12 protein-coding genes are annotated in these 13349 nt (G+C 67.5%); 9 read left to right on the top strand and 3 right to left on the bottom strand.

The annotated features are described in order from the left end of the window. Positions 1-813: NAD-dependent epimerase/dehydratase family protein (locus VMX79_06190; protein ID HUV86686.1), on the bottom strand; the 813-nt coding region annotated here is incomplete at its 3' end. A 161-nt stretch (positions 814-974) separates the two neighbouring features. Further along, on the bottom strand, positions 975-1163 hold the full coding sequence (gene rpmB, locus VMX79_06185; GenBank protein ID HUV86685.1) for a 50S ribosomal protein L28: 189 nt from the start codon (positions 1161-1163) through the stop codon (positions 975-977). Between the two features lie 45 nt (positions 1164-1208). Here rpmB and VMX79_06180 point away from each other — a divergent pair, with 45 nt between their 5' ends. The 3 genes from VMX79_06180 to VMX79_06170 are packed head-to-tail and all read left to right on the top strand — an operon-like array spanning position 1209 to position 4291. Then, the gene (locus tag VMX79_06180) at positions 1209-1991 is read left to right on the top strand and encodes a glycosyltransferase family 2 protein (GenBank protein ID HUV86684.1); all 783 of its coding nucleotides are present in this window, start codon (positions 1209-1211) and stop codon (positions 1989-1991) included. A 3-nt stretch (positions 1992-1994) separates the two neighbouring features. Next, positions 1995-3203: a glycosyltransferase gene (locus tag VMX79_06175; protein HUV86683.1), complete on the top strand. Its 1209-nt coding sequence runs from the start codon at positions 1995-1997 to the stop codon at positions 3201-3203. Continuing rightward, complete coding sequence (locus VMX79_06170; GenBank protein ID HUV86682.1) at positions 3200-4291, top strand: glycosyltransferase family 4 protein; 1092 nt, start codon at positions 3200-3202, stop codon at positions 4289-4291. The genes VMX79_06175 and VMX79_06170 overlap by 4 nt, the downstream gene beginning before the upstream one ends. Here the strand turns inward: VMX79_06170 and VMX79_06165 are convergent. Next, a complete protein-coding gene (locus tag VMX79_06165; protein HUV86681.1) occupies positions 4286-5827 on the bottom strand; it encodes an amidohydrolase in 1542 nt (513 codons plus the stop codon). The genes VMX79_06170 and VMX79_06165 overlap by 6 nt on opposite strands. 101 nt (positions 5828-5928) lie before the next feature. On the opposite strand from VMX79_06165, the gene VMX79_06160 reads away from it, so the two are divergent. The 6 genes from VMX79_06160 to VMX79_06135 all read left to right on the top strand — a co-directional run bounded on the left by VMX79_06160 (position 5929) and on the right by VMX79_06135 (position 13261). Beyond that, positions 5929-6828 carry a PfkB family carbohydrate kinase gene (locus VMX79_06160; protein HUV86680.1) on the top strand — a complete coding sequence of 300 codons (900 nt, stop codon included), beginning with the start codon at positions 5929-5931 and terminating at the stop codon, positions 6826-6828. 5 nt (positions 6829-6833) lie between these two features. Continuing rightward, positions 6834-7136 carry a YggT family protein gene (locus VMX79_06155; GenBank protein ID HUV86679.1) on the top strand — a complete coding sequence of 101 codons (303 nt, stop codon included), beginning with the start codon at positions 6834-6836 and terminating at the stop codon, positions 7134-7136. A gap of 51 nt (positions 7137-7187) precedes the next feature. Beyond that, positions 7188-9383, top strand: coding sequence for a hypothetical protein (locus VMX79_06150; GenBank protein ID HUV86678.1), 2196 nt, complete (start codon positions 7188-7190; stop codon positions 9381-9383). A gap of 57 nt (positions 9384-9440) precedes the next feature. Continuing rightward, positions 9441-9998 (top strand): hypothetical protein, encoded by a 558-nt coding sequence (locus VMX79_06145; protein ID HUV86677.1) that lies wholly within the window; start codon positions 9441-9443, stop codon positions 9996-9998. 1 nt (position 9999) lies between these two features. Beyond that, complete coding sequence (locus tag VMX79_06140; GenBank protein HUV86676.1) at positions 10000-12693, top strand: calcium-translocating P-type ATPase, PMCA-type; 2694 nt, start codon at positions 10000-10002, stop codon at positions 12691-12693. 91 nt (positions 12694-12784) lie between these two features. Further along, positions 12785-13261 carry a DUF2062 domain-containing protein gene (locus tag VMX79_06135; GenBank protein HUV86675.1) on the top strand — a complete coding sequence of 159 codons (477 nt, stop codon included), beginning with the start codon at positions 12785-12787 and terminating at the stop codon, positions 13259-13261. The last annotated feature ends 88 nt before the right edge of the window (positions 13262-13349 follow it).

The following is a 13349-nucleotide window of genomic DNA, read 5'->3' as shown; positions in this document are numbered from 1 at the left end:
GCCCAACACCTTCTCGATGGACGCGGTGAGCTCCGCCAGCGACACCGTCTTCCCGGACGCTACGTTGTACGTCCCCGACGTTAGGCCTCGAGCCAGCACTTCCGCGGTGGCCTTCACGGCGTCGCCCACGTACGTGAAGTCGCGCCGCTCCTCGCCGTCGCCGTACAGCACGATGGCCTCGCCGTCCCGGATGGCGCGGATGAATTTGTGGATGGCCATGTCGGGCCGCTGGCGGGGGCCGTATACGGTGAAGTAGCGGAGTATCACTGCGCGGAGGCCGTAGCTTTTCCTGTATAAATCGACGAGGTCTTCCGCCGCCAACTTCGTCGCGCCGTACGGCGAGACGGGCGCCGGCGTCGCGTCTTCGGTTACGGGGAGGCGGCTCGCGTCGCCGTACACCGAGCTGGAGGAGGCGAGGATGAGCGGGACGTCCGCCCGGGCGCGAAGCGCCTCCAGCAGCCGCTGCGTCGCGAGGACGTTGTTCGTCAAATACTCCTCGTAGTGCCGACCCCAGGAGTCGCGGACGCCCGGCCGCGCCGCCAGGTGGAACGCCGCGTCCACGCCGTCGACGACGTCCTCCAACTCGTCGCGCGCCAGGTCCAACTCGCGGAAGGTGAAGGAGGCGGCCTCGCGCGCGGCGCGCAAGTTGGCGAGCTTGACGTTGCGGCCGTAGTTGCCGAGGAAGTTGTCTACGCCCACGACCTCGTGACCCCGCGCCAGAAGCTCGTCGACGAGGCTCGAGCCGATGAAGCCGGCCGCGCCGGTTACGAGAACGCGCCGCCGTTCGGGAGCTTTCTCCTTTTTAGAAGGCATGGCCTTAAAGGGTAAAAAGGCCGCCGCACCGGCGGCCTTACGTTTCGATTATAAAGGAGGTATGCGAAATGTCAAGCGGAGAATTGCCTTGACGTAACGACGCGCGGGCTTTACAATAAAAAAGGCCCGCTGACGGGCCTTTTATTGCGCTGCGATGGGAGCTACGCTTTGCGCACTTTGCCGGCCTTCAGGCACCGCGTGCATACGCGCAGCCTCTTTACGCGGCCGTCGACGCGGACGCGAACGCGATGAAGGTTCGGCATGAACTTGCGCCGCGTAACGTTGTGGGCGTGGCTTATGCTGTGGCCGAACATGGGCTGCTTGCCGCAAATGCCGCATCGGTAAGACATGATATTCCTTTCGGGAAAACGCATAATAGCATAAACTAATTCCCTATGCAAGAAGAAATGCCGCGCCTGTCCGTTGCTATCCTGGCCCACGACGAGGCCCGCGAACTGGCCGCGCTCCTCGAGGGCGTAACCTTCGCCGACGAAGTCGTGGTGGCCGACGCCGAATCGTCGGACGACACCGCCGAAGTGGCCCGGCGCGCCGGCGCGAAGGTCGTTCCGGTTAAAAACGATTTCAATTTAAATGTAAATAAAACCGCGGCCACAGACGCCTGCCGCGGCGAATGGATAATATTCCTGGACCCGGACGAACGCGTAACGGCGGAGCTGGCCGCCGCGCTCCAGGCCGCGGCGGCCGACGACGACGCGCCGTACGACGCGTACGAATTCCCCCGCCTGAATAACTACTTCGGCCGATATCTCAAACACGGCGGCGCGTACCCAGACTACCAGCTGCGCCTGTTTCGGCGGGGGCGGGCGCGTTTCCGCTGCTTATCGGTGCACGAGCGTCTCGACGTCGACGGCCGCGTCGGCAGGCTCGGGGCGCCGCTCTACCACGAGACGTACCCCGCGTTGGCCGACTACCTCCGGAAGCTGCCGCTATACGTGGCCGCCGGCGCGGACTACCTGGAACGGCGCGGCCGGCGTCCCGGGTTCGCCGCCGACGTGTGGTTTTTCCTCCTAAGGCCGGCGGTCCGGTTCTGGCGGCGGTACTTGTTCAAGCTGGGATTCCTGGACGGGTGGCCCGGCTTCCTGGCCTGTTTTCTCGACGCCGCGCAGGGGATATTGGCGTATTACCAGTTCCGAACCGGGCGCGGCTCGAGCGGGTAGCGCGTGCGTATCGTTCACGTAAACAAGTTTCTGTATCGCCGGGGCGGCGCCGAGCGCTATATGTTCGACGTCGCCCGGGCGCTGAAAAGGCGGCGGCACGACGTCTTCTTCTTCGGGACGGCGCATCCCGACAACGTCGAGGGCGAGTATCGCCGATACTACCCGCCCTACCACGACTTCGCCCCGCCGCGCGTCGGCCTGCGGACGGCGCTCGCCGCGGTATGGTCGCGCGCCGCGGCCGAAAAGTTCCAGGCCTTCCTCGACGACGTCAAACCGGACGTCGCGCACCTGCACAATATTGCGTACCACCTGACGCCCGCGGTGGTCGCGGCGCTGGCTCGAGCCGGCGTCCCGGCCGTAATGACGCTCCACGATTACAACCTGCTCTGCCCGAACCATTATTTCTACAGCCGCGACGAGCCTTGCTTCCGCTGCGCCGAAAAGAAATATTTTTCGTGTATAACGCGCCGGTGCGTGAAGGGCAAGTTCGGCGCTTCGGCCGTGGGTTACCTGGCGCACCTCGTCGCGCGGCGGAAGAAGATATACCACAAGCTTGCCCGCATCCTCGCGCCTTCCGCCTTCCTGAGCGAAAAAGTGCGCGCCGCCGGGTACGACGACGCGCGCGTGCGCTTCCTCCCGCCGGCGATTGACATTCGCGAGACGCGGGCCGCCCGGAAGGAGAACTTCTTCTTATACGCGGGTCGCCTCGCGCCCCAGAAGGGCGTGGACGTACTCATCCAGGCCGTCGGCCTGGCGGGACCGAAGGTCCGGTTGAAAGTCGCCGGCTCGGGCCCGGAGATAGCCAACCTCAGGGAAACCGCACGAGGTTACGCCGCGGACAAGGTCGAGTTCCTGGGGCACGTCGACGCGCGCCGGCTCGCCGGGTTGATGGCGTCGGCTCGAGCCGTCGTCGTCCCGTCGCGCTGGCCCGAGAATACGCCCGCCGTGATATTGGAGGCGTTCGCGGCCGGCGCCGCGGTCGTGGCCTCCCGCATCGGCGGTATCCCGGAGATGGTGGAGGACGGCGTCGAGGGCCTGTTGGTCGAGGCCGAGGACGTTCGCGGGCTGGGGGCGGCGCTCGAGCTGGTCGCGGGCGATGTCCGTAAAGGGCGTAAATTAGGCGCCGCGGGCCGCGCGCGGTTGGCGCGCGATTACTCCTTCAAGGAGCACATGGCCCGGCTGCTCGACGTTTACCGGGAGGTCGCGGCGTGAGGGTCGCGATGATAGGCCTGAAGGGCGTGCCGGCGCTGCACGGCGGCATCGAGCGCCACGTCGAGGAGTTGGGCCGCGGCCTGGCGCGGTTGGGCCACGACGTTACGGTATATTGCCGAAACCACTACACCCCTCCCGACGCCTCGGCGGAGGGGCTGACGCTGCGCCGCCTTCCCAGCGTCAACACCAAACACCTCGACGCGTGGACCCACACCTTGCTGGCCTCGCTCGACGCCGCGCCCCGTCGCTTCGACGTCTACCACTATCACGCCCTGGGGCCGGCGACGCTCGCCTTCATCCCGCGTTCGCTCGGCAAGACGGTCGTCGTTACGGTCCACGGCCTGGACTGGCAGCGCGAAAAGTGGGGCCCGGCCGCGTCGACGTACCTGCGCCTGGGGGAGTGGGCCGCGGCGCGCCTCGCGACGCGGACCGTCGTCGTCTCCCGCGAGCTGCAGCGGCATTTCGCGCGGCGCTACCGCCGGCGCACGACGTACGTACCGAACGCGGTCACCGTACCCGGGCCGGTCGACCTCCGCGCGCTCGAGCCGTACGACCTGGAGCCCGGGCGGTACCTGTTAACCGTAGGCCGGCTCGTCCCCGAGAAGGGCATTCACCTGTTATTGGAGGCGTACCGCGACGTCGCGACGGACCTCCCGCTCGTCGTCGTGGGCGACGACCCTCACGGGAAATACCTCGAGCGACTGAAGGAGGAGGCCGACGACAGGGTACGCTTCGTCGGATACGTCTACGGGCCGCCGCTCGCCGCCTTCTTCGCCGGTTCCTATTTATACGTCCAGCCGTCGACGCTGGAAGGCCTTTCCATAGCGCTGCTCGAGGCGATGAGCTACGGCGCCGGCGTATTGGCCTCGGACATCCCGCCCAACGTCGAGGCGCTGGGCGACGCCGGCTTCTACTTCCCGACGGGCGACGTCGCCGCGCTGGGCGAACAGCTCCGCCGGATGCTCGGCTCGCCGGACGACGTAAAAGAAAAGGGCGCCGCGGCCGAACGTCGCGTCGCCGACTTATACTCCTGGGAAGAGGTGGCCCGCCGGACCGCGGCCGTGTACGAGGCCGCGCTCGGCCTATAGGCCGGGCGTACCGTCCTTTCTATAGGTAAATTTCCCCTTGACTACCGTCGCGACGACCTCCGCGTCCGCCGGTTCCGCGGCGGCGAGTTGGCGCGGGTCCCGGGCGACGACGGTGAACGAGGCCCACTTGCCCGGCGACAGCGTCCCCCAATCGTCTTCCGCGAAAACGGAGGCCGCGGCCCCCAGGGTGAACATAGCCAGCGCGTCGTCGAAGGACAGCCGCTCTTCTTCGGTGGGGTGGTTCGTCGCCGCGGCTATTCCCAAGAGCGGATTTATAGGGGTAATATTGGAATCGGACCCGCCCGCCAGCGCGACGCCCGCCGCGAGCGCGGACCGCAGCCGGTTCGTGCGGCGGCGCCGCTCGCCCAGCCGCGTCTCGTACAACTTACCCGGGCCGCCCCACAACCATTCGAACGCCGGCTGCACGGAGAGGATGACGCCGAGTTCGGCCGCCCTTTCGAGGTCGCGGTCGGAAACGAGTTCGGCGTGTTCGACGCGGTGGCGGCAATCGTCGCGGGGGTGTTCGTAGGCCGCGACGCCGTACGAGTCCAGCACCTGCGATACGGCGCGGTCGCCTATGGCGTGGAGCGCCACCTGGAGGCCGGCGGCGTGCGCCGTCATGACGAGCGCGTTCAGGTCGTCGTCGGCGAAATACAGCTCGCCCCGCGTCGCGGGTTTGTCGGCGTAAGGCTCGCTCAGCGCCGCGGTCCACGAGCCGATGGAGCCGTCCACCAACAGGCAGCCGCCCAACCGCGGCAAGCGCAGCTCGCGCGCCGTCCTCGCGGACGTTACTTGGGGGAATACAAAAGTTTCTACCGGCAGCCGGTCGCGACATTTCAGAAGAACCCGTACGTCTTCTTCCCCCGCGATTTGTCCTCCCTCGAGCGCGCACAGCGCCACGACGCCGCGGGAGGCGGCAAGCGCCGCGCCGTCGCGGTAGGCCGCGGTCTTCGTCGCCCGCTCGAGCCGGCCGCGGACCTTCGCGCGCGCCAGCTCGTTCGCCCGGCCGCGAAGGACGCCGGTGGGCCGGCCGTCGGCATCCAGCTCTACGCCCGGCCAGGAGGGCTCGAGGCCGAAGCGCGGCCAGGCCGCGGCGTTGACCACCAGCGTGTGATAATCCACGCGGGTTACGGCCACGGGTTTGTCCGGCGACGCGCCGTCGAGCTCGGCTCCGGTGGGCAAGCGCCCTTCGGCCAGGCGGCTGTCGTCCAGGCCGGCGCACATTACGATTTCGTCGGCGTTGCCGGCCCCGTCCCGTACGAGCTCCAGAACGTCGGCCAGGCGGCGGGCGCCGCTCAGGTCCACCTCGCGGAGCGCGAGACCGGTCGACAACAGGTGCACGTGCGCGTCCCACAACCCGGGCAGTACGACGGCGTCGCCGAAGTCGACTACCGGCACGCCGGCCCGAGCGAAATCTTCCCGTCCTTCGACGTCGACCGCCGCGACGCGGCCCCGTTTAACCGCCAGGGAATACGCGTCGGGCGCGCCGGGCGCGGTTACTATGGCCTTAGCTTTGAATATCTTGTCCGCTTCCATAACGACTCCGGCTCGAGCCGTTGACACCACCGTAGGCCTTATGATAGCATTAATAAGAAATCAGCGTAAGTGTTGAAGAGTATCGTTGACCGCGGAGTGATATGAGCATATTGGCCGTAGGGTCCGTCGCGTTGGATACCGTAAAAGCCCCCGGCGGCAGCGTTGACGAGGGGTTGGGCGGTTCGGCGACCTACTTCGCGCTCGCGGCCTCGCTGTTCGCGCCGGTGGCCGTCGTGGCGGTGGTGGGCGACGATTTCCCCGAAGAGGCGTTTCAAATTTTCGCCGACCGCGGCGTCGATTGCGCCGGCCTGGAGCGCCGCGAGGGCCGGACCTTCCGGTGGTGCGGCCGCTACGAAGAGGACGTCAACGTCGCCATAACCGAAAAAACCGAGCTCGGCGTCTTCGGCGAGTTCCGGCCGGTGGTGCCGGAGAGCTGCCGCAACTACCCGTACGTCGCGCTGGGCAACATCGACCCGCTGCTGCAGCTCGCCGTTTTGGAGCAACTCAACGGCCCCCGGTTCGTCGCCGTCGATACGATGAACTACTGGATAGACCGGCAGCGCGACGACCTGGCCGAGGTGGTAGCTCGAGCCGACGTTCTCGTCGTAAACGACGCCGAGGCGAGGATGCTGGGGGGCGAGGCGAATTTGCTCGCCGCGATGACGCGTCTCCTCGAGCTGGGGCCTCGGTACGTGCTTGCCAAGAAAGGCGAGCACGGCGCCGTCCTTATGGCCCGCGATTTCGAATTTATATTGCCGGCGTTCCCGGTACGCGAGGTCGCCGACCCCACGGGCGCGGGCGACACCTTCGCCGGCGGTTTCCTCGGCTTCCTCGCCGCGTCCGACGATACGTCGCCGGCCAACCTCTGCCGCGCCGTGGCCTACGGCGCCACCGTGGCCTCCTTCGCCGTCGAGGGATTGGGGATAACCAGGCTGGCGAAGTTGACCCGCGACGAGGTGGAGGAGCGCCTCGCGCGCCTGGGCGATATGACCCGGTTTTAAATAATATGAGCAACGCGATACTTATAGCGTTATTGATCCTCGACCGAGCCGTCTGGATTTACATGCTCGTTATCGTCGCCCGGGCCATCATGTCGTGGTTCAGGCCCAACCCCCGCAATCCCATCGTCAGGTTCCTTTACGCGATTACGGACCCGGTGTTATACCCGGTGCGCGATTTCATCCATTATCGGTTGCGCCTCAACCTCGGCGGCATCGATATCTCGCCGCTGGTCGTCCTGGCGGCGCTGTGGGCCCTCCGCGCCCTAGTCTTGCCCTGGCTCGTGCACGTCGTCGCGGGCGCGGGATAGGAGTAAAGGCCCGGCCGCGGGCGCCGTTCTCCGGCGACGTCTTTACCCTTTATGGCGACTATCGTCTTCGCTTTTTGCCTGGGCGCCGCGGCCGTCGTCGCCCAACTCGAGCTCTTACGCGAGTACTTGTCGCTCACGGGCGGCAACGAGGTCGCCGTCGGCCTGACCCTTTGCGCGTGGCTGGCCGCGGGCGGCCTCGGCAGCCTGGCGGCGAGTCGGCTGCGTCGGCCTTCCTGGCTCGCGGCGGTGCTGTCGTTCGCGGCGCTCGGCGCCTTTTATTTATTCGGCCTGTGGCTCACGTGGGGCGGCCGTACGATATTGGGAGCCGTCCCGGGGGAAGTGGTGGGTTGGCTGCGGGGGTTCGCCTTCGCCTTCGCCGCGGCGGGGCCGGCGGCCTTCTTCGCCGGCGCGACCTTCGCGCTCGTGGCGGCGGCGGCCGGCAAGGCCAAAGTCGTGTACGTCGCCGAGGCCGCGGGCTCGTGCGTCGCCGGCCTCCTCTTCACGACGATACTTTACCGTTGGTTTTCCCCGTTAACCGCAGGGGCCCTCGTTCTCCTGTGCGCGGCGGGGGCGGCGTCGGTGGCGCTGGTGCGGGCCCGCGGGGCGCGCGTCGGCGCGGCCGTCGCGCTTCTACTGACGCTGGCCGCGGCTTGCGGCGTCGCGGCGTTCCGCGCCCCATTGTTGGAACGGTGGTTCTTCGCTCGCTCTTTTCCGGGTGAAAAGGTGACGGCCTACCGCACGTCGCCGTACGGCGCGGTGGTGGCGGCGAGGCGGGCGGACCAAAATTCGCTTTACGAAAACGGCCTACTGGTGGCGTCATACCCGGACCGGTTGGCGGCGGAGGAGACGGTCCAGCCGGCGATGTTGCTTCGGCCGGAGGCGGGGCGCGTGGTCCTCTTCGGCGGCGGTTTGACCGGCGCGCTGGCCGAGTTCGCGAAGTTCGCCGCCGTCGGGGAAGTCGTATACGTGGAATTGGACGCGGCGCTGGTGGAGGCCGCGGCGGCGACGTTTTACCCGGGCGTAGACGCGCTCCCCGGCGTAACGTTCATTAGCGGCGACGGCCGGTTGTGGGCGCGGCGCGCCGCTTCGCGCGGCGAACGGGCGGACGTCGTCATCGTCGCGATGCCGACGCCGGTATCGGCCCAGATTAACCGCTATTTTACGGTCGAGTTTTTCGAAGACGTACACGGTCTCCTTGCGCCCGGCGGCTTGTTGGCCTTCAGCGCGCCCGGCGCGGCGAATTACTATCCTCCCGACCTTGCGGAGTTCCTGAGCTCGAGCCGCGCGACCGCGGCCGCGGCCTTCCCCCACGTCGCGTACGTGCCCGGCGAGCGCTTCACGTTCCTGGCCTCCGACGCGGCCGTAGACGCTTCGGCCGGGGCGTACGCGCGAGCGCTGCGCCGTTGTAGTATCCGAAATCAATATCTGACCGAGACCTACTTCCGTTACGCGCTTACGGCGGACCGCGTCGACGCCGCGGCGCGGGCGACGAGCCTGCCGGCGGACGTGAATACCGATTTGAAGCCCAAGGCGCTTTACTACGGCCTGGCGTTGTGGGCGGCGCGGGTGGGCGGCGCGGGGCGGCGCGTATTAACGGCCGCAAGGGGGCTGCGGTTATGGTATATTATCGCGTTCGCCGCGGCCCTTGCGGCGCCGTGGTTTATATGGCGGCGGCGGCTGGGGGGCAGGCCGGCGGTGGCGCTCGCCGTCGCGGCGCAAGGTTTCGTCGAAATATCGCTCGAGGTGTTGATAATATTCGGCTTCCAGGTGGTGTACGGCTCGGCTTATTTGGAGTTGGCGCTAATCGTGGGAGCTTTTATGGCGGGCGTGGCGGCGGGCGGGTTGCTGCCGCCGCCGCGGGAGGCCGGGGCGTACCGGCAGCGGTTGGTCAATATTATGGCGTTCGCGGCGATGGTGGCGTTCGCGCTGCCGCCGGCGCTTTACTTGCTCTCGCGCTGGGCCGCGGCGCCGGCGGTTGTTCTGCACGTCATCTTCGGCGCTTTGGCCTTCGCCGCCGGCCTGTGCGGCGGCGCGCAGTTCGTCGTGGCGCTCCGGGCGTGGGGGGAGCGGGGCGCGGGCGTGCTCTACGGTACCGACATGCTGGGAAGCGCGGCGGGCGCGGCGGTTACGGCCGTGGTCTTAGTACCGGCGCTGGGCATCGGTAAGGCCGCGATAGCGGTCGTTACTTTGGCGGCGGCCGTTATGGCGGCGTTGGCAGCGGCGCCGCGTACGGCCGAAGGACGGTAGGCTTTCACCGGGGAGAACGTAATGGGAAATACGGTTTCGACGCTTGGTTATCTTTGTGTGGGAACGCTTTTCGGCCTGGCCGCGATGGCGGTCGTTTTGGCGGTCGCGAGCCGGCGCCGCGGATTGGAAGCGGCGTTGAGCAAGGCGTACGGGCCGCTCCACGCCCTGCTGAACGAGAACGCCGCGGCGCGGGCGAAGATCGGCGAAGTCGAGGACCGCTTGATGGCGACGTACGCGGGCGAGAGCGCGCCTTTTTCGCCCGAGGAGAAGAAGGGCGCGGCCGAGGCGTTCCTCGCCGTACAGGTCAGTATGTCGGAGCGGGTCATCAACCCCAACCGCGAGCGTATGAGGGAAATCGTCGCCGAGTGGGGATACTATTTGAGAGACGACGACTACCTGGCGTTGACGTCGGAGCTGGGTCGGGCGACGGCTTCGCGGCTGCTCGCTGAGGCCGGCTTGCCCAAGGGCCTCCGCGACGAGCGGCCGCCGGCGGATAAAGAGGGCGACGTGCTCGAGCAGGTGCGGCAGACGTACTTGGAATTGGCTCGGCAGCGGCGGGCGGGTTTCCTGGCCGCGCTGGCGCAGGGCGTAAAACACCTGTTCGCGGCCGACTAGTATGGCGGGAAGCGTCGACAAGTTATGGCACGCCCGGGCCGCGGCGGACGTCGCGTCGCAACTGGGGACCTCGCCGCGGCTGGGGCTCACGGCGGACGAGGCCGCGGCCCGACTCCGACGCTACGGCCCCAACGCCCTGGCGCAGGTGGGCGCGCGGCGCGGCGTTAAAGTATTCCTCTCGCAATTCACCGACTTCCTCGTACTGGTCCTTATCGGCGCGTGCATCGTCTCGGCCTTCCTGGGCGAATACGTGGACGCCGCGGCGATTCTCGCCATCGTGATGCTCAACGGCATCTTGGGCTTCGTTCAGGAATATCGGGCCGAGAAGTCGCTGCAGGCGCTGCGCGAGATGGCGGCGCCCAAGGCCGCGGTGGTGCGCGACGGCCGCGAGAAAGTGGTGGATACGCGCGACGTGGTCCCGGGGGACCTCGTCCGGCTGCGGGCCGGCGACCGCGTCCCGGCGGACCTTCGCCTGGTCGAAGAGCACAACCTCCAGGTGGACGAGGCGGCGCTCACCGGCGAATCTTTGGCCGTCGAGAAAGAGGCGGCGCTCGAGCTCGACGACGACATGCCGCTGGCCGACCGGCGGAATATGGCGTACACCGGGACCGTCGTAACGTACGGCCGCGGCGACGGCCTGGTCGTCGCCACCGGGATGGGCACCGAGCTCGGACGCATCGCGGCGCTGGTGCAGGAAGTGGGGGGCGAGGAGACGCCTCTCCAGCGGCGGCTGGCCAGGTTGGGGAAGCTTTTGGTCTGGGCCGTGCTTATCCTGTGCGGGGTGATGTTCGGCGCGGGCCTTCTGCGGGGGTTGCCGGCGCAGGAGATGTTCCTGATCGCGGTAACGCTGGCGGTGGCCGCCATCCCGGAGGGCCTCCCCGCCGTCGTTACCATCGCGCTCGCCATCGGCGTGCAGCGGATGGTCCGGCGCCACGCGCTTATCCGCCGCCTATCGTCGGTCGAGACGCTGGGCTCGACGTCGGTGATATGCACCGACAAGACCGGTACGCTGACCGAGAACAGGATGGTGGCGCGGCGGGCGTACGTCAACGGCCGGGAGGTAGTGCGGGCCGAAGCGCCCGACGACCTGAAGGACTTGCTCGCCACCGCGGTCCTGTGCACCTCCGACTTCATTTACGCGGCCACTACGGGCGATTACTCGTTCGGCGGCGAACGCAGCAACCCCACCGAAGCGGCGCTGGTGGAGGCGGCGCTGGACGTGGGCGTGGACGCGCGCGAGCTGGCCTCCCGGTACGAGTTCCAGGCCGAAGTGCCTTTCGACTCCAAGCGTAAGAGGATGACCGCGGTATTCGGCGTGAACGGCGGCCGCGTCGCCGTCGTGAAGGGCGCGCCGGAGATAGTGCTCGAGCTGTGCGCGGCGGTTATGGGCGGCGAGCGCGAGAGGCCGCTAACGCCCGAGAGCCGGGCCGCGCTCGAGGACGCCAACGCCGGCCTGGCGGCCCGCGGCTTGCGCGTTATCGCCGTCGCGACCCGCGCCGTGGCCCACGACGAAGAGGTGTCGGTCGAAATCGAACGGGACCTCACGTTCCGCGGGTACGTCGCGATCGAGGACCCGCCTCGAGCGGAGGTCTACGAGGCGGTGCGCAAGTGCCGGCTGGCGCACATCACGCCCATTATGGTGACGGGCGACCATCGCGCTACCGCCGTGGCCATCGCCGAAGAGGTGGGCATTACCGACGAGGCCGGCACCGTCTTGACCGGCCGCGAGTTGGACCAGCTCAGCGACGAGGGTTTGATAGACGAGCTCGAGGATGCCCGGGTGCTGGCGCGGGTGACGCCCGAGCACAAGCTGCGCATCGTGCGGGCGCTGCGCGCGCGCGGCGCGGTAGTGGCGATGACCGGCGACGGCGTCAACGACGCGCCGGCCCTCAAAGAGGCCGACATCGGCGTCGCGATGGGCATCACCGGCACCGACGTCTCCAAGGAGGCGTCGGACATGATCCTCACCGACGACAACTTCGCCACCATCGTGGCCGCGGTGGAGGAGGGGCGGAGCATCTACGCCAACATCAAGAAGTTCATCCACTTCCTGCTGTCGTGCAACGCCTCCGAGCTCCTCGTCATGATCGTCGCGACGCTCGCCGGCTGGCCGCTGCCGCTCGTGCCCATCCAAATCCTATGGGTGAACCTCATCACCGACGGCGCGCCGGCGCTGGCGCTGGGCGTGGACCCGCCCGAGGTGGGCCTGCTCCTCAAGCCGCCGCGCCCCAAACATGCCTTCCTCTTCGACGCGCACGATTTAAGACTGATACCGCTGCAGGGGTTGATGATAGCCGCGGCCACGCTCGGCTCGTTCGTGCTGGTACTGCGCGTCTTCGGCGAGGGGCTGGCCACGGCGCGGACCTTCGCGTTCTCGGTGCTGACGCTGAGCCAGCTTTTCCACGCGCTGAACTGCCGGAGTCAGACGCGCTCGTTCTTCGCGCTGGGGCCCTTCTCCAACCCGTGGCTTTTGTACGCCGTCGCTTTTTCGCTGCTGCTGCACCTGGGTATTGTATACGTCCCGTTCCTGCAGCCCATCTTCCACACCGTGCCGCTGTCGCTCCGGGACTGGGGGTTGATGCTCGCTATCTCGGCCTTGCCGCTCGTATTTATGGAGATATACAAACCGCTGTACGCGCTGGTCAGGAGGATACGCCGCGAGCCCGAGGACTACTTCGGCGTCTTCCCGGAGTAGTTGCGCTTCGGGCGCGTGGGCGGTATAATATTTGCGTACTCGGTGGTTTCGGAGGCCGCGGCACGCGAGGCCCAAAAACTTTTGGCGAAGGTTGGGCCGCCTCGCGAAGCTGCTGTATGTCCGCGTCGTGCGCGTTAACGCGTCGCCGCACCAGGTGGCGGCGGGCGTCGCGGTCGGCGTGTGGCTCGGCGTTTTTCCCACGTTCGGCCTGGCCGGGCCGGCGGCGTACGTTCTGGCGTGGATATTTCGCTTCAACAAGGCCGGCGCGCTGGCGGGCGCGGCTATTATGAACCCGCTCACGTCGCCCGTTTTCTGGGCCGCGTCGGCGATGCTGGGCGCCGCCTTTACCGGGACCGATTGGCGCGCCGTCTACGGCTTGGTTCGCGACGAGAAGTACGTATGGGCGCTTTCGAAGACGACGTACGCCTACTTTTTGGGCAATTTAATTATCGCGACGGCGGCCGCGGCGCTGTGTTACGCCGGCGCGTTCGCGGCCGTACGGGCCCGCGAGAAGCGGCGCCGGGCGAAACGCGAGCGCGCCGCTGCGTTGCTCCCGCCGGGAAGTTAGCGCGAAATATAAGGGGATGGTAGCGTTGAGGAGAATCTATATTTTATGGGTTTGTGCGGCGTTGGCGGTCGCGACGGCCGCCGGCGCG

This window comes from bacterium, assembly GCA_035529855.1.
In the GTDB taxonomy this organism is placed as follows: domain Bacteria; phylum RBG-13-66-14; class B26-G2; order WVWN01; family WVWN01; genus WVWN01.
This window is presented reverse-complemented; position numbering and strand designations above follow the sequence as displayed.

Bases quoted from the DNA above. Each gene is read 5' to 3' on its own strand.
- VMX79_06140 (HUV86676.1), top strand. From the start codon at position 10,000: ATGGCGGGAAGCGTCGACAAGTTATGGCACGCCCGGGCCGCGGCGGAC.
- VMX79_06180 (HUV86684.1), top strand. From the start codon at position 1,209: ATGCAAGAAGAAATGCCGCGCCTGTCCGTTGCTATCCTGGCCCACGAC.
- VMX79_06165 (HUV86681.1), bottom strand. From the start codon at position 5,827: ATGGAAGCGGACAAGATATTCAAAGCTAAGGCCATAGTAACCGCGCCC.
- VMX79_06160 (HUV86680.1), top strand. From the start codon at position 5,929: ATGAGCATATTGGCCGTAGGGTCCGTCGCGTTGGATACCGTAAAAGCC.
- VMX79_06155 (HUV86679.1), top strand. From the start codon at position 6,834: ATGAGCAACGCGATACTTATAGCGTTATTGATCCTCGACCGAGCCGTC.
- rpmB (HUV86685.1), bottom strand. From the start codon at position 1,163: ATGTCTTACCGATGCGGCATTTGCGGCAAGCAGCCCATGTTCGGCCAC.
- VMX79_06150 (HUV86678.1), top strand. From the start codon at position 7,188: ATGGCGACTATCGTCTTCGCTTTTTGCCTGGGCGCCGCGGCCGTCGTC.